At 65.6% G+C, this 19,454-nt stretch carries 16 protein-coding genes and 2 tRNA genes; 14 read left to right on the forward strand and 4 right to left on the reverse strand.

Annotation, left to right across the window (positions count from 1 at the left end):
- Positions 1-8: 8 nt before the first annotated feature.
- Together QX073_RS01840 and QX073_RS01845 are read left to right on the forward strand one after the other, a co-directional pair.
- Entirely contained in the window at positions 9-1,325 is a 1,317-nt protein-coding gene (locus QX073_RS01840) for an adenylate/guanylate cyclase domain-containing protein (protein ID WP_315826264.1), read from the forward strand.
- A 90-nt stretch (positions 1,326-1,415) separates the two neighbouring features.
- Entirely contained in the window at positions 1,416-3,101 is a 1,686-nt protein-coding gene (locus QX073_RS01845; RefSeq protein WP_316164458.1) for a tannase/feruloyl esterase family alpha/beta hydrolase, read from the forward strand.
- 4 nt (positions 3,102-3,105) lie between these two features.
- On the opposite strand, the gene QX073_RS01850 is transcribed toward QX073_RS01845, so the two are convergent.
- Both QX073_RS01850 and QX073_RS01855 read right to left on the reverse strand, forming a co-directional pair.
- Entirely contained in the window at positions 3,106-3,567 is a 462-nt protein-coding gene (locus QX073_RS01850) for a DUF488 domain-containing protein (protein WP_316164459.1), read from the reverse strand.
- Between the two features lie 15 nt (positions 3,568-3,582).
- Positions 3,583-4,407 carry a DUF72 domain-containing protein gene (locus QX073_RS01855; RefSeq protein ID WP_315714748.1) on the reverse strand — a complete coding sequence of 275 codons (825 nt, stop codon included), beginning with the start codon at positions 4,405-4,407 and terminating at the stop codon, positions 3,583-3,585.
- A gap of 158 nt (positions 4,408-4,565) precedes the next feature.
- Here QX073_RS01855 and QX073_RS01860 point away from each other — a divergent pair, with 158 nt between their 5' ends.
- The 3 genes from QX073_RS01860 to QX073_RS01870 all read left to right on the forward strand — a co-directional run bounded on the left by QX073_RS01860 (position 4,566) and on the right by QX073_RS01870 (position 7,679).
- Positions 4,566-4,766 carry a hypothetical protein gene (locus tag QX073_RS01860; protein WP_315714746.1) on the forward strand — a complete coding sequence of 67 codons (201 nt, stop codon included), beginning with the start codon at positions 4,566-4,568 and terminating at the stop codon, positions 4,764-4,766.
- 265 nt (positions 4,767-5,031) lie between these two features.
- The gene (locus tag QX073_RS01865; protein WP_315749386.1) at positions 5,032-6,165 is read left to right on the forward strand and encodes a glycosyltransferase family 2 protein; all 1,134 of its coding nucleotides are present in this window, start codon (positions 5,032-5,034) and stop codon (positions 6,163-6,165) included.
- A complete protein-coding gene (locus QX073_RS01870) occupies positions 6,162-7,679 on the forward strand; it encodes a glycosyltransferase family 39 protein (RefSeq protein ID WP_316225241.1) in 1,518 nt (505 codons plus the stop codon). The genes QX073_RS01865 and QX073_RS01870 overlap by 4 nt, the downstream gene beginning before the upstream one ends.
- An 8-nt stretch (positions 7,680-7,687) precedes the next feature.
- Here QX073_RS01870 and QX073_RS01875 read toward each other — a convergent pair whose 3' ends face one another.
- Positions 7,688-8,488: an FkbM family methyltransferase gene (locus tag QX073_RS01875; protein ID WP_315749389.1), complete on the reverse strand. Its 801-nt coding sequence runs from the start codon at positions 8,486-8,488 to the stop codon at positions 7,688-7,690.
- Between the two features lie 542 nt (positions 8,489-9,030).
- Here QX073_RS01875 and QX073_RS01880 point away from each other — a divergent pair.
- From QX073_RS01880 to lepB, 9 genes are all read left to right on the forward strand, one after another.
- Positions 9,031-10,206, forward strand: coding sequence for a DUF2778 domain-containing protein (locus tag QX073_RS01880; RefSeq protein WP_315749391.1), 1,176 nt, complete (start codon positions 9,031-9,033; stop codon positions 10,204-10,206).
- Between the two features lie 1,312 nt (positions 10,207-11,518).
- On the forward strand, positions 11,519-11,695 hold the full coding sequence (locus tag QX073_RS01885; protein WP_315767494.1) for a hypothetical protein: 177 nt from the start codon (positions 11,519-11,521) through the stop codon (positions 11,693-11,695).
- Between the two features lies 1 nt (position 11,696).
- Positions 11,697-11,771: transfer RNA gene (locus QX073_RS01890), tRNA-Val, on the forward strand.
- A 39-nt stretch (positions 11,772-11,810) separates the two neighbouring features.
- Positions 11,811-12,347: an HNH endonuclease gene (locus tag QX073_RS01895; protein WP_315714980.1), complete on the forward strand. Its 537-nt coding sequence runs from the start codon at positions 11,811-11,813 to the stop codon at positions 12,345-12,347.
- Positions 12,348-12,775: 428 nt separating this feature from the next.
- Positions 12,776-12,841 (forward strand) — tRNA-His (locus QX073_RS01900).
- A gap of 385 nt (positions 12,842-13,226) precedes the next feature.
- A complete protein-coding gene (locus QX073_RS01905) occupies positions 13,227-14,378 on the forward strand; it encodes a slipin family protein (protein WP_316225242.1) in 1,152 nt (383 codons plus the stop codon).
- 53 nt (positions 14,379-14,431) lie between these two features.
- Complete coding sequence (locus QX073_RS01910; protein ID WP_316170272.1) at positions 14,432-15,004, forward strand: 2OG-Fe(II) oxygenase; 573 nt, start codon at positions 14,432-14,434, stop codon at positions 15,002-15,004.
- Positions 15,005-15,236: 232 nt separating this feature from the next.
- The gene (locus QX073_RS01915; RefSeq protein WP_316225243.1) at positions 15,237-16,580 is read left to right on the forward strand and encodes an RtcB family protein; all 1,344 of its coding nucleotides are present in this window, start codon (positions 15,237-15,239) and stop codon (positions 16,578-16,580) included.
- A 158-nt stretch (positions 16,581-16,738) separates the two neighbouring features.
- Positions 16,739-17,521: a signal peptidase I gene (lepB, locus tag QX073_RS01920; protein ID WP_316202219.1), complete on the forward strand. Its 783-nt coding sequence runs from the start codon at positions 16,739-16,741 to the stop codon at positions 17,519-17,521.
- Between the two features lie 251 nt (positions 17,522-17,772).
- Here the strand turns inward: lepB and groL are convergent, their stop codons facing one another.
- Positions 17,773-19,413 carry a chaperonin GroEL gene (gene groL, locus QX073_RS01925; RefSeq protein ID WP_315714737.1) on the reverse strand — a complete coding sequence of 547 codons (1,641 nt, stop codon included), beginning with the start codon at positions 19,411-19,413 and terminating at the stop codon, positions 17,773-17,775.
- Positions 19,414-19,454 lie beyond the last annotated feature (41 nt).

The raw sequence follows: 19,454 nt of genomic DNA on the forward strand, positions 1-19,454 counted from the left end.
GAGGCAAGATGCAGATCGTGGGAGGAGCAGGACAGGCGAACGAAGCGCCGGCGGGAGCGCCGGCCGAGTTCGACCAGGCGCTGATGCGTCAGACGTTGAACACCGAGCTGCTGCGGGTGAGGGCGCTGATCGCCACTGCGGCTCTGTTTCTCGTGATATCGGTGCTGGTCGAAATCTTCGAGCCGAAGATCTCGGAGTGGATCTGGCCGACCCGAACCGGGGTCCTCTACGTCTACGCGATCATCGTCGCATTCATCAGCTTCCAGACTCTCATCCTGTTCAGGATCAAGGCGGACATCCGCCACGGCCGGGACGTGCCGGTGATCTGGCGCTATGTCAGCGCCCTGGTCGAGACCTCGCTGCCAACGTTCGTCCTCATCCTGCAGATCGAGGGCATCGGCCACGACAAGGCGCTGGGCTTCGGCGCGCCGCTGGTCTATTTCATCTTCATCGTTCTCTCGACGCTTCGTCTCGATTTCTGGCTGTCGAGCTTCACCGGTCTGGTTGCTGCGGTGGAGCTGCTGGTGGTGGCGCTGTTCGACCGGCCTTCGATCGATCTCAGCCAGAATCCGGAGATCTATTATCACGGTGAGCGCAGCTTCATCATCCTGTTGTGCGGGATGCTCGCCGGTGCCGTCAGCGTGCAGCTGCGACGCCAGTTCGCGGCGAGCATCGAGGCCGCGTCGGCGCGCGACCGCGTCACGGATTTGTTTGGCCAGCACGTCTCGCCCCAGGTCGTCGAGCGCCTGATGAAGGAGGGGACCGCGGAGGCGCGCGACATCCACGAGGTCGCGGTGATGTTCGTCGACTTCCGCGGCTTCACCGCGGCGGCGCGGTCGAAGACGCCGCAGCAGGTTGTCGATCGTCTCGACGGAGCGTTCGCGGTGCTGGTGGAGATCCTCGAGCGTCATGGCGGCATCGTCAACAAATTCCTCGGCGATGGCTTCCTGGCGCTGTTCGGCGCGCCGTTCGAGTCGCGCGATGCCGCCGTGCAGGCGGTCGTTGCTGCGCGCGAGATGGTGGCTGCGATGGAGCGCGTCAACGCATCGTCGTCCTGGCAGCTCAGGATCGGGATCGGCATACATCTGGGCGAGGTGGTCGCCGGCAGCATCGGCTCACCGCGGCGCAAAGAGTATACCGTCATCGGTGACACCGTGAACTTCGCCTCGCGGCTCGAGGCGCTGAACAAGGAGTTCGATTCGCAACTCCTGATCTCGAGCGAGGTGCGGCAGGCGGCCGGCGACGGGGCGCGCGACGCCGTCTTCCACGGCGCGGTGTCGGTGCGCGGCTACGACCGGCCGTTCGAGATCTGGCAATTGCACTGACGCAGGCGATACGGCGCGATGTCGGAGATTTACATTGGCTGGCCTCCGCGTTTAACTGCCCCCAACGAGAAGCATCATCAGGGGGAATGCATGATCCGAACCGGGGCGTCGTTTTTGGCCGCAGCAGGGATCTTGTGCGTAACCGGGATGGAGGCGGTGCGGGCTGAGGATGTTGCCTGCAGCAAGGTGACGGCCGAGGCGTTGAAGGTCCCCGGGCTGACCTTGACGGGATCGAAGCTGCAGGAGGCCGCCGACGGGCTGCCGCGGCATTGCATTCTCTCCGGCAAGGTCAACGAGCGCACCGGCGTCGATGGCCATGCCTATGCGATCCAGTTCGAGATCAGGCTGCCGGAGACCTGGAACGGCCGCTTCCTGCATCAGGTCAATGGCGGCAATGACGGCGTGGTGGTGCCGGCGCTCGGCGACAAGGCCGACGGTCTCGTCAGCGGCGGTGTGACGCCGCTCGCCCGCGGCTTTGCCGTGCTGTCGTCGGACAGCGGCCACTCCGGCAGCGATCCCGCCAACAAGCCGCGCGGGCTTGCGTCCGGCTCAGCCTTCGGGCTCGATCCGCAGGCGCGCCGCGACTACGGCTATTCGGCCGACATCACGCTGGCGCCGATCGCCAAGGCGATCGTCTCGGCGCATTACGGCAGGAAGCCGGACTACTCCTACATCGCCGGCTGTTCCAATGGCGGCCGCCACACCATGGTGGCTGCCGAGCGCATGCCCGAGCAGTATGACGGCTTCCTGGTCGGCAATCCCGGCTTCAACCTGCCGCGCGCTGCCGTGCAGCACGCCTGGGACGTGCAGGCGCTGACCAAGGCCGATGTCGACATCCGCAAGTCGATCACGCGGGAGGATGCCAAGCTGATCGCTTCCAAGATCACGGAGGTCTGCGACGAGCTCGACGGCGCCAAGGACGGCCTCACGGCCAACCTGAAAGCCTGCCAGAAGGCGTTCAATTTCGACAGCCTGCGCTGCGCCGCTGGGGCAACCGAAGCCTGTCTGCCGGCCGCCAAGGTCGATGCCTTGAAGAAAGTCTTCGCGGGCCCCCACAATTCCAAAGGCGAGCCGCTGTATTCCGACTGGCCGGTGGATGGTGGCGTCGGCACCGGCAACTGGCGCGCCTGGAAGGTCGAAAGCCCGGTGGCGCCGTGGAACAACCTTCCGATCATTGCCACCATGGGCGGCGCCTCGCTCAACTACATCTTCTCGACGCCGCCGGTCGAGATCGAAGGCTCGCCCGACAAGCTCGTCGAGAAGCTGCAGACCTACGACTTCGACAAGGACGCGCCGAAGATCTACGCCAAGGAAGGCCCATTCACGGAGTCGGCGATGGACTTCATGGCACCGCCCGCGGTCGATAACCCAACCTTGCCGGCGTTCCAGAACGGTGCCCGCAAGATGCTGATCTACCACGGCCAGGCTGATCCGGTGTTCTCAATCAACGACACGATCCGCTGGTATGAGAAGCTCAACGCCAACGTCCAGGGCAAGGCCGACGGTTTCGCGCGGCTGTTTGCGCTGCCCGGCGAGACCCATTGCGGCGGCGGCGTCACGCTGGAGAAGTTCGATGCGCTGGGCGCGCTGATGGACTGGGTCGAGAAGGGCAAGGCGCCGGAGGCGATCACGGCCTCGGTCAATGCGGCCAACAAGGAGCTCCCATCGACATGGAGCCCGCAGCGGACGCGGCCGCTGTGCCCGTGGCCGAAATTCGCCAAATATGTCGGCGGCGACGTCGAGCAGGCGTCATCCTTCACCTGCGCGGCGGAGTGAAACGTCAGACCTGCGGCGCGATCAGATTCTCGACTCGGACATGGTCGCGCTCCTCGATGATCTCGGCGATCCATTGCCGGTGGCAATGGACGTGGTCGCGCTCGTAGCAGAGCAGGCAGACGGGACCGGCGCTCTTCACCAGCGAGGCCAGCTCGTCCATCTGCTCCTTCGCCTGCGGCGTCTTCAGATGGGCGCTGTAGATCTTGTGCAGCGTGTCGTAATGACCGCTGCGGGCGGCCTCGCGGCCCTCCTTCGGCGTGCCGAGCCCGCGCAGGTGCACATAGCCGATGCCTCGCTCGTCGAGCCCGGCCGCAAGCTGGCTCTTGGAGAAGCCCGGTCGGCGCGAGGCCGCCACCGCGCGCACATCGACCAGCAGCTTGACGCCGGCGGCCTGCAACTCATCGAGCACGGCCTTGGCCGGCGTGTGCTCATAACCGATGGTGAACAGGGTCTTGCTCTTGGCCATCATGCAACTCCTGCGTCAACTCACGCGCTCGATGAGCTCCATCGCGCCAGCCGGCGCGCGCACCTTGCCCTCGTGGATGACATAGGCGAACACGTCGCGCGGCATCTTCTTCGCCGGCTTGTCGTCAACCCGTGGCAGGTCGTCCGGTTCGCCGCCGCCGGCCCACAGCTGCAATCGCTTCGCCCAGGCGTCGAGCTGCTTCGGCGGATAGCAGGTCGCAAGCTCGTCATTGCCCTTCTGCAGCCGGGCGTAGACGAAGTCACCCACGACATCGGCGATCGCCGGATATTTGCCGTGCTCGGCGAACACGACCGGCGTTGCAAACTCGCGCAGCAGCGCGACGAAGCCGGGGACGCAGAAACTGTCATGGCGGACCTCGACGACGTGACGCAGCTTGCGGCCGTCGAGCTCGCGCGGCAACAGCTCGAGGAACTTGCCGAAATCGGCCTCGTCGAACTTCTTGGTCGGCGCGAACTGCCACAGCACCGGCCCGAGCCGGTCGCCGAGCTCGAGCACGCCGGTGTCGTAAAAGCGCTTCACCGAATCACCGGCCTCGGCGAGCACGCGGCGGTTGGTCGCGAAGCGCGGCCCCTTCAGCGAGAAGATGAAGCCGTCCGGCACCTCGCGCGCCCATTTGCGGAAGCTCTCCGGCTTCTGCGAGCCATAATAGGTGCCGTTGATCTCGATCGAGGTCAGCTTCGAGGCGGCGTATTCGAGCTCCTTCGATTGCGGCAGCTTGTCCGGATAGAACACGCCGCGCCAGGGCGCGAAGGTCCAGCCGCCGATGCCGATGTAGATGTGGCTCTTGGATTGCGAGGCGCGTGCAGGGGCTTTGCTCACGGATCGATTCCGATGCTGATTGCCGAGGGTGTTGCGGTAGGGGAGACGATAGTCAACCGGGCCGGTTCTGACCAGTTCGGCGCGGTCGCGCCGTCGCTCTTCCCGTGCTCCGGAGCCTCGTGTATCCAGGGCCGGGGCCGGGAAGGGGAGATATGACAATGAGAGCGGAATCGGTCGGCGGCCTGCTGGGGGCAATCGTCGCCGCTGTCGTGCTTGCGGCAGCCTTCTACTATGTTCCCGTCGGGCCGATGGCCCGTCAGATGCAGCCGGCCAAGGTCGAGGTGCCGCCCACGCCGGTGCAGACGGTTCCGGTGGCTCCGGCCGTACGCGGACCGGTGGTCCGGGAGGTTCCGAACTAGGCCGGCCAGGGACCCCTTGCAGTCCTGCCGAGGCACCCCATTTTGGTCGGGACGGTGACGTCGAGCTGTAACGGCTCCGGCACCGAGACGACCACGGCAGAGCGGTTGCGCCGGATGTAAGCGCGCCCTTTGTTTGTGGTCGTTGGCATTTTGGGCCGCTCATTCGGCAGCGGTGCACGCCGGCACCACAGTCCGGGCTTTTTGCGCCTTCCTTCAGCCGTTGCGCTTGGCAGTGTGGAACGCGGCAGATATACGCATCCGCACCATGAACGATGTCCTCCGACCGGCCATGCCCGCGCCGCCGCAAACCGCTGATATTCCGATCGTTTCGGTGGTCGTTCCGACCTTCAACGAGCGCGACAATGTCACCACGCTGTACCGGCGGCTGGAGGCGGCGTTCAAGGATGTGCCGTGGGAGGTGGTGTTCGTCGACGACAACTCCCCGGACGGCACCTGGCAGGTGGTGCGCGAATTGTCGCGCAGCGACAAACGCGTCCGCTGCGTCCGCCGAGTCGGCCGGCGCGGCCTGTCCGGCGCCTGCATCGAGGGCATCCTGGCCGCCAGCGCGCCCTTTGCCGCCGTGATCGACGCCGATCTGCAGCATGACGAGACCCAGCTGCCGAAGATGCTGTCGCTGCTGCAGAGCGGCGCGGCCGAGCTCGTCGTCGGTAGCCGCTACATCGAGGGCGGCAGCGCCGCAAGCTTCGACAGCAAGCGGGCCGGGGCCAGCGCCTTCGCCACCGAGATCGCGCGCCGCGCGCTCAAGGTCGAGGTCAACGATCCCATGAGCGGCTTCTTCATGATCCGCCGCGACCGCTTCGAGGAGATCGCGCCGAAGCTCTCCACGCAGGGCTTCAAGATCCTGCTCGACATCATCGCCAGCGCCGAGGGTGGTCTGAAGACGGTCGAGGTGCCCTATACGTTCGGCTCGCGCCTGCACGGCGAGAGCAAGCTCGACTCGATGGTCGCGCTCGACTTCCTCGGCCTCGTGCTGGCCAAGATGACCAACGACGTGGTGTCGCTGCGCTTCCTGTTGTTCGCGATGGTCGGCGGCACCGGCCTGGTGGTCCATCTCGCCACGCTGTTCCTCGGTCTCAATTTGTTCGACCTTCCGTTCGCGGAGTCGCAGGCGCTCGGCGCCTTCGTCGCGATGACCTCGAACTTCATCCTCAACAACTTCCTCACCTATCGCGACCAGCGGCTGAAGGGCTTTGCCATCCTGCGTGGCCTGCTCGTCTTCTATCTGGTCTGCTCGGTCGGCCTGCTGGCCAATGTCGGCGTCGCCTTCTCGGTCTATGACCAGGAGCCGATCTGGTGGCTGGCGGGCGCCGCCGGCGCGCTGATGGGCGTGGTGTGGAATTACGCGATCTCCGGATTGTTCGTCTGGCGCAAGCGATGACCCCTGCGGCAGGTGCCGAGGACGCCCGGCTGGTCCGCAATGTCTGGCTGACCATCGCAGGCCTCGTCGTTGTCAGGCTGATCGCGGCCGCGGTCACGCCGATCACCTTCGACGAAGCCTATTACTGGATGTGGTCGAAGCATCTCGCGGGCGGCTATTACGACCACCCGCCGATGGTTGCGGTCGTGATCCGGCTGGGCACGCTGATCGCCGGCGACAGCGAGCTCGGCGTGCGCCTCGTCTCGATCCTGCTCGGCCTGCCGATGAGCTATGCGGTCTATCGCACGGCCGAGATCCTGTTCGGCGGCGTGCGCGTGGCGGCGACCGCGGCGTTGCTGCTCAACGTCACCCTGATGGCGGCGGTCGGCACGCTGATCGTGACCCCCGACGCGCCGCTGCTGGTCGCCTCCAGCTTCGTGCTGTTCTTCTGCGCCAAGGTGCTGGAGACGGGGAGAGGCGCGTGGTGGCTCGCGGTCGGCGCAGCCGTCGGTGCGGCGCTGCTGTCGAAATACACCGCGATGTTCTTCGGCGCGGCGATCCTGATCTGGCTCGTCGCCGTGCCGAAACTGCGCCATTGGCTGGCCTCGCCCTGGCCCTATCTCGGCGGCCTCGTGGCATTCGCGCTGTTCGCGCCGGTGATCCTGTGGAATGCCGATCACCAATGGGTGTCGTTCATCAAGCAGCTCGGCCGTGCCAGGGTCGAGGCGGTCAGGCCTGTCTACATCGCCGAGATCATCCCGACGCAGTTCGCCTTTGCGACGCCGCTGGTGTTCATCCTCGGCCTGATGGGCCTCTACGGCCTGGCCCGGCGCAGGGCAGGGGATGCGGCGGCGCGCGTCCTGATCGAGGCGATGGTCTGGGTCATCGTCGCCTATTTCGTCTGGCATTCGCTGCATGCCCGGGTCGAGGCCAACTGGTTCGCGCCGGTCTATCCGGCGTTCGTGGTGGCTGCCGCGGCGGCGGCCCATCTCGTCGCCTGGTCGGCGCGCGAGCAGCGCACCGCGACCTTCTGTCTGCGCTGGGCCGTGCCCGTCGGCGTCGTGATGTTCGTCGCGCTGATCGTGCAGGCCAACACGGGCCTGCTGTCCGGCTACCGGCGCGATGCCACGGTGCGCAGCGTCGGCGTCGGCTGGCGGCCGCTGGCTGCCGAGATCGAGGCGGCGCGGGTGCGCGCCGACGCGTCCTGCGTGCTGGCGATGGATTATGGCACCACCGCCTGGCTGTCGTTCTATCTGCCGCCGGGGACCTGCGTGCTGCAGCCGATCCAGCGCATCCGCTGGGTCAATTTCCCGGAGCCGGATCCGGCCAAGCTCGCGGGCACGCAGCTTTTCGTCGACGAGGCCCAGATCGCGACGCGGGTCTACGTCAGCAACACGTTCGGCCGCATCGAGAAGGTCGGCGAGGCCGCGCGCAAGCGCGGGTCCTTGACCATCGAGACCTACGCCTTCTACGCGCTCAGCGAGCCGAAGGGCGATCTCCTCGACCGCACGCCGCCGCCGGAGCTGCAGCGCTGACACGCGCCTCAGGCCTGCTGCGGAATGATGTCCGCCAGCGCCTTGTCCCCGCCGTGGATCGCGACCATGTTGATGTCGGCGTCGATGGTCTTGTAGCCGCGGCGATCGAACCATTGCCGCAACTGGTCGGCATCGGTCTTGATCTTCTCGACCAGCATGATCGGCGTGCAGCGTTCGATCGTCGCCGCCGCACCTTCGAGCGCCTCGAGCTCCATGCCCTCGACGTCGAGCTTGATCAGGTCGCAACGCGGCAGGTTGAAATCGTCCAGCGGAAGCTTGCGCACCTCGACCGTGTCGTTCTCATAGTCGATGGCCTGGCCAATGAACTCGGTGTTGGGACGCTGGCGCAGCTCGAGGCTGCCGAAGCTCGACGGGGTCAGATAGTTCGGGCTCGGGATGTTGAGCACGCCGCGCTCGGAGGATACCGCGGCATGGATCGCAATCGCGTTGAAGCAGTTGTTGATCGCGATATTGCCGGCGAGCGCGTAGTAGATCCGCTCCTGCGCCTCGATCGAGAGCACGGATCCCCAGCCGGTCATCGCCTTCGCCCATTCGATCGTGTGGACGCCGATATTGGCACCGCAGTCGATCGCGACCGCGCCGTCCCCATGGTGCCTGCGGCGCACGCCGAGCAGGCGGACGGCCAGCTGCACCTCTCCCGGATCGAAGGCGCCGGTGTTGAGGATCTGGAAGCCGACGCCGTAGCCGCGGTTGGCGTCGATCATGCGATAGTCGAGCCGGTTGACGATCATCGTACCTTGATTGGTCGAGGCCAGCACGAAGGCCAGCTTCCGGCCGGGGATCTGCATGGAGAGGTCCTCTCGTGTCGTCTCGGCAGGGAGCGGACGCGGTACGATTCGCCGACGGAGTGTCGCAGAGAATCGTCCCGTACCATACTGTCGCCAGCGGCCACAGCGCCTGTAACTCCGGGTTGCTACGGATGCGCTTGTCGCGCACCTGGCCTGCCGGAGCAGGGGCTTTCGACCGGCGAGACCTGCGGCCTTTACCTCGTCAGCGCACGCATACGAGAGATCATCGATCGCTCGCCGCCGCCCCGGCCCAATCGTTAACGCGGCGTGCGCTGTTTTACGGATCGGCGCGACCGACGGATGCTGCCTCTCCCGATTTTTCCGGTACGGCAATATTGCCTCCGGCTGCAGTTTTGCCCTGTTTCTGCCCTGTTTGCCGGCAAAACAGGCCCTGATGGTTAACCCGCCTCTAATCCGCCAAAACTTAATCAGCATTTAACTAAAAGTCGCCTTAATGAAGCTCTGTGCTTCTGCGAGATGCAAAGCGGGTGTCCGTGGCGCATCGAGCGAGAGTTGTCGAGTATTCGTTCGGGCGTGAGTGAATGAGTAACAGTCGAGCTGCGTTGGCCGCACGAAATCGCAGGAAGTCCTCCCTGATCGCGTTCTCTCACAAATTGATCGGTGGCGCGGCAATCGCATGCCTGATCGGGGGCTGCGCCGTGACGGTCTATACCAAGATCATCGCGGCCGACGCTTATCCGACCCTGGGCAGCATCGAGCAGGATGAGCCCGTCGTGCGCCCGGCGCCGCGGCTCGCGACGCGCAGCGCCGCCGATGCGGTGGGTGAGGCCTTCTCGGCATTCCCGGAATCTCCGCCCGTCACCACGGCCGCCGCCATCACGCCGCAGATGTTCAACGACCGCTTCGGCGCGGCCGTGCCGCAGGGCGTCGCCTCCAACGCCGCGAACGGCGCGCCGCCGCTGCCCAAGCTCGCCGAAGCCGCGCCCAAGCAGATCGAGACCAGGCAGATCGAGACCAAGTCGGCCGAGGCCAAGCCGGCCGAGCCTGCGAAGGTCGCCGAGGCGTCGAAGAAGGATGCCCGGCCGCCGATGCAGCTGGCGCTCGCCAACACCAGGCCGGCCGCGCAGCCCGCGACGCCGGCGCAGGCTGCCGAGGCCAATGCGCCGAAGAGCAGCGGCTTCTCGCTGCGCGCGATGACCGAGCGTGCCAAGGCGGCGGTGCTGTCGATCGCGGGTGAGCGCCACTCGATCCAGGAAAAGCTCTGGGGCAAGCCGGAGAACCAGGATGGCGGGCTCCTGGCCTATGCCTCGGCTGATTCCAACATCACTGCCAGCATCGCCAAGGATCCGACCCGCGGCGGCCGGCCGCCGTACGATTTGAGCACGGCCGTGTACGACATCTCGGCCAAGGCGGTGTATCTGCCCGACGGCACCAAGCTCGAGGCGCATTCCGGCCTCGGCGACAACCTCGACAAGCCGAGCTCGGAGAAGATCAAGATGCGCGGCGTCACCCCGCCGCACATCTACGAGCTGAAGCCGCGCGAGGCGCTGTTCCACGGCGTGCCGGCGCTGCGGCTGAACCCGATCGGCGGCGAGGACGCCATCCACGGTCGCAACGGCCTGCTCGCGCACACCTTCATGCTCGGCCCGAACGGCGACTCCAACGGCTGCGTCTCGTTCCGCGACTACTATGCGTTCCTCGATGCCTACAAGAACAAGGGCATCCGCAAGCTCGCCGTGCTCGCCCGCATCGAGTGAGCCGGACAGGCGGCCGCATCCTCCTGTTCTGATCTTCGTCATCAGCTCAACTCTCTCCGCACCGTCATTCCGGGGCAGCCCGCAGGGCCGAGCCCGGAATCCGTAACCACAATCCGGTAGCAGGGATCCCGGCTCATCCTTCGCCATGTCCCCGAACGACGAGCATGGATCGTGTCCCCGGTGTCATCGCCCGGCTCGACCGGGCGATCCAGGTCATCCACGGCTGCGGTCGTCAATCGAGATGCCTCGGCGTACTGGATGCCCCGCTTGCGCGGGGCGTGACGGCGAACAAGCATCAATGGCCTCGCGACCTACCAGGTCCGAGTTATGCTCGATCAGTTCGCCCTCGGAATAACGAGAGGGCGCGGGGAATGCCGGGTGAGGGCCTCACCCATGGCCCGCCTGCAGAAGAAAAAGCAGGCGGCAGTCACCACAGGTTCAGCCGCATCATCCGGCATTCCCCGCGCGATGGACCTACGGCTTATACGTGGTCTCCCTGGTGCGCCGGGCTTTCTGGCCACCATCGGTCGGAGCATTCGTCTCTCTCGACCTTGACACCAGCATCGGGGTGTCAGGACATCACGACTTCGCCGTGCGCACCGGATCGTTCGTCCGCGTGATCAGATCACGCTGCAACCCGACGCGCCCACCGCATCCCGCCCTCCACGTTCATGACGATCGCGAAGCGCCCCTCTCGTGAGGGCGGGACCGGCATAGAATGCATGATTTCCGATTTTTGGAAACAAGAAAATGCGAGGCACAGGAGGCGAGCGGGGCGATCTGATTGACCCGGCTCAACAAATCAGCTTTCGCGCGCGCGCGTCTTCGATCGTTCGAGCGGGCGACAGTGCTCTTGTCGTGCGCGAAAATGCGCAACTGATTTGCCCGACGAGCAGTCCAGCTGTTGCAGATCCGTCGCATTGCGGAAGCCGGCAACGTCATCGCATCACGCTTTGGTCTTGACGGTTTCGGAAAATTCTGCGCATAGCTCTGCCCCATCGCAATCGGCCGCCGATCATCACCGGCGCGCTCTTGAGGACTACGACCGTGTTGAGCCTACGCTCACATCTCGCGAACGCCGCCACCAACGAACGACCCTTTAATCGGTCGAGCGATTGGTCGGGTCTGCGCGTCGCCTGTCAGGGTCCAAGCGATCTCGTGAAAATCCTGGCCCGACCGGGACTCCAGATTTCAGCAAGAGCATAACAGCGGCGGGACTGCACCCTCCGCGCACCAAGCGGAGGGTTGGATGACCCGGACGTCAGGCGAAGATCCCGAGACTTGCAACATTGCGCGCGCACTGGATTCACCGGTGGCAGCAGCCTTCGTGCGCATCGTCATGACGTGCCGAGGCGTGACCGAGGCGCGCGCGCGGCAGCTCTATCTCGACTACCTCAATCGCACCGATCCGGACGCGTTTCATCCGCACTCGGCGGACGGCGGGCGCGATGGCCGGCGAGCGTCGAGCGGTGCGCCGGGTAGACCATGAGGCCCATGTCCCCATCTGGCGAAGGGACCGGACCGACGATCCGGGAAGGCGGGTTCGATTCCCGCCATGGGCGCCAGAACGACCAGGCGGTTGAAGCGAAGAGAGGAGGTCGATGATGTCAGCAACAAATCCGGCGCTGGTTCTCAACGCCGACTTCCAGCCGCTGAGCTACTTCCCGCTGTCAGTGGTCAGCTGGGAGGATGCGATTAGGGCAGTCGTCAGCGGCTCTCACGTCGTCGTCGCGGAGTACGACCGGGTGGTTCGTAGCCCGAGCGTCACCATGCGGCTGCCGGCGGTGATCGCGCTGCGCGACTACGTCAGGCCCGCGATGCGCGTGCCTTTCACGCGGTTCAACGTGTTCCTGCGCGATCGCTTCGAATGTCAGTACTGCGGCGGCCGTTATCTGCACGGCGAGTTGACGTTCGACCACGTGGTACCGCGGGCCGATGGCGGCGAGACGTCGTGGACCAACATCGTCGCCGCTTGCAGTCCATGCAACGCGCGCAAGGACCGGCGCTATCTCAAGCCGCGACGGCCGCCCTTCGAGCCGACGCGGCACGAGCTGATGGCCGCGCAGCGCCTGTTTCCGCCGAGATTCCTGCACGAGACGTGGCAGGATTATCTCTATTGGGACGTGGAGCTGGAGCGGTGAAGACGGTCGTGCAGCCCGGATGAGCTCACGCCGCCGCCCGAAGGGTGGCGGCGTGGGGAAGATCCGGGGTCTCACAGATGGTTCGGACGAATCCGGATGTCGCTTCGCTCATCCGGGCTACGCACCGCCGTCATTCCGGGCTCGCGCCTCGCACGTCCCGGAATGACTACGTAGTTGTATCTGCGCGTTTGTTGGATCTTCGTGTGAAGTATACAGCGATATACAAACTAACACTTGCATCTATTAATCGGTCGGGATATGTGCAGCGTCCTTCGTTTCGGCCATGGGTTCGGGCTCGCTGAGATCTCGACTGGTGCGCGCCGGCCTCCGGTGGCGTATTCCGCTGCAGCGAAGATGCGCGTCGAAGCTCATGGTGAGCATCGGGGTGATACCCGAGGGCATCGGTTCGAATCCGATCGACACACAAAGGATAGCTCAGTTGGGTAGAGCAGATGACCGTGAATCATCGGGTCGCGGGTTCGAGTCCCGCTCCAGCGCTTCGGTTTAGCCTGAAAAGCTAATCGCCTCTGACGAGGACCGGACGCGCGCTTCAGTCGCGGTCCGGCCGTTTTGCCCAAGAAGAAAGTTCTAGGGCATTTCGACCAGATCAAGACACTGCAGAACCGGCTTTGTGCCGCGGTGGATGCCGCGTTGCATGTTGTCGGGAAGGCTGCGCAAGGACACGCGAGCTGCGGCTCGCGCGGCCGTGCGCGTGCGCCTGACATCATTCGACGCTCAAGCCGCGGCCCGCTCGGTTCACGCAGGAGGCGCCGTCCGGCCCTCACGTCCTTTGAATTTGCAACTGCTGCCGGCGATCGACCGGCAGCCAACAAAGCAGGACCCGGCATGCGGCCGGGCCTTGGCCGACAGGAGAGTCTCATGAGCTGGCACGTGGTGATGAAGACGCAGACGGTGGCGGATGGCGAGCGGGCGCTGGTCTGGCGTGACGGCCAGCTCGTGCGCGTGCTCGGTCCCGGCCGTCATGCGCTGCTCGATCCGCTGCACCGGCTGATGGTGCAAGTGTACGACGTGGTCAGGGCCGAATACCCGGCCGAGCGCTTCGCGGTGCTGAAGGCCGCGCGGCCCGATCTTGCCGCCGAGCTCTTCGAGGCCGTGGAGACCGGCGCGGACGAGATCGCGATCGTCAGCCTCGACGGCCGGCCAACGCATCTGCTCACGCCGTGGCAGACACGCGTCTACTGGAAGGTGGCGACGAAGGTCGAGGTCGAGCGTATCGACATCGCAAGCGACGTGCGCGTGAGCGCGCGGCATCTGGCGATGATCGAGCGTAACCGGCCGGGTATCGTGACCGAGGCCGTGGTCGAGAACCACGAGGCCGGTCTGCTCCATGTCGACGGTAGGCTGACGGAGCGGCTGGCGCCGGGCCGGCACGCCTTCTGGGCGGTCGGCCGCAAGATCGAGGTCAAGCGCCTGGATCTGCGGCCCACGGTGCTGGAGATCACCGCGCAGGAGATGCTGACCAAGGATCGCATCGCGCTGCGGGTGACGCTCACGGCGTTCCGGCGGATTGCCGACGCGGAGGCGGCTGTCGCGACCACGCCCGACGTGGATGCGTGGCTGTACCGGCTTGTGCAGTTCGCGATCCGCGAGGCGGTGGCGTCACGCACGCTCGACGAGGTGCTGGCCGCCAAGGCCTCGCTCGATGCCGAGCTGCGCGACTACGTGCGCGCGCGGCTCGGCGGCTCGGGCGTGGAGGTGACGGAGCTCGGCGTGAAGGACGTGATCCTGCCCGGCGAGATCCGCGAGCTCGTCAACAAGGTGGTGGAGGCGGAGCGGCTGGCCAAGGCCAACCTGATCCGTCGCCAGGAGGAGACCGCGGCGACGCGCTCGCTCCTGAACACCGCCAGGCTGATGGAGGAGAACCCGCTGCTGCTGCGGCTCAAGGAGCTGGAGTCGCTGGAGCGCCTGGTCGAGAAGGTCGGCCGCATCGACCTGCATGCCGGCGACGGCGCCGGCCTCGATGCGCTGCTGACGCGGTTGGTCCGGCTGAAGGCGCCGGATGCGGCGTGACCGATAAGAGAGGCCGCCCACGGGCGGCTTCCAATCTCATGGAGGAGCGAGCGATGACTGATATCACCTGGCGAGCCGACAACATCGAGACGATCTCGAATTTCTTCGGCGCTGCTGAGTGCGAGGAATACATTCGCATGGGTGAATCGATGGGGTTCGAGGCGGCGACTTTGTTTGCGCCTCGCGGCGTTAAGGATCATCGCAACAACGACCGCGTGATCGTTGACGATGCCGATCGTGCACGAGAGCTCTACGAGCGGCTCGCCGTGCATCTGGCGCCCTCGTTTCAGCATCGCTGGACGCCGGTCGGGCTGAACGAACGGTTGCGACTTTATCGCTACGACGTCGGACAAAAGTTCGACTGGCATCGCGACGGTCATTTCGAGCGCGACAATGGCGAGCGCAGCCAGTTCACCTTCATGGTCTATCTCAACGATGACTTCGAGGGTGGCAGAACGTCGTTTTGCGACGACACAGGTCGGATGCCGGACGGTCCTTTGCTCATCACGCCGGAGAGGGGCATGGCGCTGCTGTTCCAGCACCCGATCATGCATCGTGGTGATCCCGTGACGAAGGGCCGCAAATACGTGCTGCGGACCGACGTGATGTATCGGCGGAACGGTTAGCCCGCACGAGCGTCAGCGACATGCGGGTTCTCCGGCGAAGCTCGTGAGCCCCCCGGATGTCGCTCCCGCCTGCGCCCTCGCGGACGGAGCCGTCGGCTCATCGGCGCTGCGTTCGTACGAACGTGACGTCGTCGACCGGTGGAGGGAGCCGCCCACGGGCGGCATCCCGCGAGGTGAACGCAGGTGGATCGGGGCACGACAAAGCTCCGGCTGGACATGTGAGAGTAGCAAGATGATCGACGGAAACACCCTGATCGCCTGGGGCTTCAAGCCCGGTCGCTGGTTCAAGGAGGGACTGGCGACGGCCAATGCGATGCGGGCCGATGGCGCCGATGATGACGCGATCTTCGCCGCGCTGCAGGAACTGCAGCCGGCGGAGACGCTGATGCGCACCAACGGCGTGCCGTTCGCGATGCTGATCGAGGCCGACAACGAGCTGGAGCGCGCCAATGTCGCGGCGGTGACCCAGCACATGGATGCGTTGATGCGGGGGCCGACCATCGTAGCCGGCGCCGTGATGCCGGACGCCTGTCCGTCGGGAACGGCGCTCGGCACCATCCCGGTCGGCGGCGTGGTCGCCTGTGAGGACGCGATCCATCCGGGCTTCCATTCCTCCGACATTTGCTGCTCGGTGGCGGTGACGGTGTTCGCGCGCAAGGACGATCCCAAGCGCATTCTCGATGCGGTTCACGCCGTGACCCATTTCGGTCCCGGCGGACGCGACCGGCTGCATCAGCCGCCCGACGAGGTGATGGCAGGGTTCGAGGCCAACCCCTTCCTGAAGGGGCTCGAGCGCTTCGCGATCGGCCACTTCGCCACGCAGGGCGACGGCAACCACTTCGCCTATGTCGGCCATCTCAGGTCGACCGGGCAGGCGGCGCTGGTGACGCATCACGGCTCGCGCGGCTTCGGCGCACAGCTCTACAAGCGCGGCATGGCGGTGGCGAAGCGGCACACCGCGATCCATGCGCCGAAGGTCCCGGAGCACAGCGCCTGGATCAAGGCGTCGAGCGACGACGGCCGCGCCTATTGGGAGGCGTTGCAGGTCGCGCGGCTGTGGACCAGGGCCAATCACCACGCGATTCACGATCTCGCTGCGGCGAAGCTCGGCAACGCCGTCGCCGACCGGTTCTGGAACGAGCACAACTTCGTCTTCCAGAAGAGCGACGGCCTGTTCTACCACGGCAAGGGGGCGACGCCGAACTGGTCCGGCTTCTCGGCTGACGATGACGGACGCACGATCGTGCCGCTCAACATGGCCGAGCCGGTGCTGATCCTGAAGCATCGCGACAACAAGGATGCGCTCGGCTTCGCGCCGCACGGCGCTGGCCGCAATCTCGGTCGGAAGGCGTTTTTGCGCGCGCATCGCCCGGAGATGCCCGAGGGCATCGATGCGCGGTTCTATTGCGGCAAGCCTGATTTGTCGGAGCTGCCGCAGGCCTACAAGAACGCGGCGTCGGTACGGGCGCAGATCGCACGCTACGGCCTCGGCGAGGTGACCGACGAGGTGATCCCTTACGGCTCGATCATGGCCGGTGACTGGGAAGCCGACGCGCCGTGGCGGAAGGGGCGGTGAAGACTCCAAATCGGTGAGGTCGCCCACGGGCGGCCTCCTGTTGACGGGGCGGCAGGCGCCGGAGGTGATCAGCGGCCGCGTGGCCGCCGGTTCATTTGGCGATTGCGCATGGCCGGGCCTTCCATCATCCTCAGGCTGTGAAGAAGGGGGGAGACGCGATGACGAGCCTGGATGCGGGTGCAATCGGGCCGAAGCGCGAGCCGTGGTGGGCGATCGCGGGGATATTCATCGCGGGCTTTGCGCTGCTGTGCCTGCTGCTGGCCTCGCCGGTACTGATCCGCTCCTTCCTGTATCAGCCGTTCAACATCCCTTCATCCTCGAACATTCCAACGCTTCGCGTCGGCGATGTCTTCTTCGTGTCGAAATATCCCTACGGCTACAGCCGCTTCACTTGGCCGTTGTCATGGCCTTCCTCGTTGCCGCCATCGGCGCGCATCTGGGGCGCGACACCTGCGCGCGGTGATGTGGTCGCGTTCTTCCTGCCGAAAGACAATGCGACCGTCTACATCAAGCGCGTCGTCGGACTGCCCGGCGATCGCGTCCAGATGAAGGATGGAGTGCTCTACATCAACGATACGGCCGTCGAGCGCGAGCGGGTCGAGGATCTGACCGGAGAGGCTGCCTGCGGCGGCGATGCCAACGAGCGCGTCAAGCGTTGGCGCGAGACGTTGCCGAACGGGGCAAGCTACGAGACGCTGGATTGCCTGGACCACGGCTTCTTCGACAATACCAACGTCTTCGTCGTGCCGCCCGGGCGGCTGTTCATGCTCGGCGACAACCGCGACAACTCGACCGACAGCCGTGTGCTTGGCACCATCGGCTATGTGCCGATCGAGAATGTCATCGGCCGCGCCGCGATGATCTTCTTCTCGGCCACCAGCGCCGAGAAAGGCAAGCCGGGCCGGATCCGTTTTGAGCGGATCGGGACGATGGTGAAGTAGGGCGGCGCGGAGCCCGTAGCCCGCATGAGCGAAGCGACATGCGGGATCACCTGCGTAGTTCGTGAGACCCCGGATGTCGCTCCCGCCTGCGCCTTCAGGATGCGGCGTGCGCTCATCTGAACTACGCATTGAATGCATCGGGGGGCATGAGCCCGAAACCGAGGCTGGCGATGCGACAATTCCAGCACAAACGAAAACCCCGGCATCGCTGCCGGGGTTTTGCAATTGTCGTCTGCGACGAAGCGTCGGACTTAGAAGTCCATGCCGCCCATGCCGCCGCCCGGAGGCATCGCGGGGCCGCCGGCGTTCTTCTTCGGCAGCTCGGCGACCATGGCTTCGGTCGTGATCAGCAGCGCGGCCACGGAGGCGGCGTTCTGGATCGCGGCGCGAACCACCTTGGTCGGGTCGATGATGCCCTTGGAGACCAGGTTGCCGTACTCGCCGGTCTGGCTGTCGAAGCCATAGGCGTACTGGTCCTTCTCCAGGATCTTGCCGACGATGACCGAGCCGTCCTCGCCCGCGTTGATCGCGATCTGGCGGGCCGGAGCGGAGAGCGCCTTGCGGACGATCTCGATGCCGGTCTTCTGGTCGTCGTTCTTGGTGCGCAGGCCCTTGAGCTGCTCGGAGGCACGGAGCAGGGCGACGCCGCCGCCCGGCAGGATGCCTTCCTCGACAGCCGCGCGGGTCGCATGCATCGCGTCATCCACGCGATCCTTGCGCTCCTTGACCTCGACCTCGGTCGCGCCGCCGACGCGGATCACCGCGACGCCGCCCGCGAGCTTGGCCAGACGCTCCTGCAGCTTCTCACGGTCGTAGTCCGAGGTGGTCTCCTCGATCTGCGCCTTGATCTGCTGAACGCGCGCCTCGATGTCGGCCTTCTTGCCGGCGCCGTTGACGATCGTGGTGTTCTCCTTGTCGATCATCACCTTCTTGGCGCGGCCGAGCATGGAGAGGTTGACGTTCTCGAGCTTGATGCCGAGATCTTCCGAGATCGCCTGGCCGCCGGTCAGGATCGCGATGTCCTGCAGCATGGCCTTGCGGCGATCGCCGAAGCCCGGAGCCTTGACGGCCGCGACCTTCAGGCCGCCACGCAGGCGGTTGACGACGAGCGTAGCCAGCGCCTCGCCCTCGACGTCCTCGGCGACGATGACCAGCGGCTTGCCGGTCTGCACCACGGCCTCGAGCAGCGGCAGCAGCTCGTTCAGCGACGACAGCTTCTTCTCGTTGATCAGGATGTAGGCGTCATCCATCTCGACGCGCATCTTGTCGGCGTTGGTGACGAAGTAGGGCGAGATGTAGCCGCGGTCGAACTGCATGCCCTCGACGACGTCGAGCTCGGTCTCGAGCGACTTGGCTTCCTCGACGGTGATGACACCCTCGTTGCCGACCTTCTTCATCGCGTCGGCGAGGAACTTGCCGATCTCGGCGTCGCCGTTGGCGGAGATGGTGCCGACCTGGGCGATCTCGTCGTTCGACGTGACCTTCTTGGAGTTCTTGACGAGGTCGGCAACGACCGCCTCGACCGCGAGGTCGATGCCGCGCTTCAGATCCATCGGGTTCATGCCGGCGGCAACCGCCTTGGCGCCTTCACGCACGATGGCCTGGGCCAGCACGGTCGCGGTGGTGGTGCCGTCGCCGGCCGCATCAGCGGACTTCGAGGCGACCTCGCGCACCATCTGCGCGCCCATGTTCTCGAACTTGTCGTCGAGCTCGATCTCCTTGGCGACGGTGACGCCGTCCTTGGTGATGCGCGGCGCGCCGAACGACTTGTCGAGGACGACGTTGCGGCCCTTCGGACCGAGCGTGACCTTGACGGCATTGGCGAGGATGTCCACGCCGCGCAGCATGCGGTCGCGAGCGTCGACGCCGAACTTTACGTCTTTTGCTGACATATTGGGTTTCCCTGAGTTGAATTGGTCGTCTCACCCTGGGC

This window comes from Bradyrhizobium sp. SZCCHNS3052, assembly GCF_032484495.1.
Taxonomy (GTDB): Bacteria; Pseudomonadota; Alphaproteobacteria; order Rhizobiales; family Xanthobacteraceae; genus Bradyrhizobium.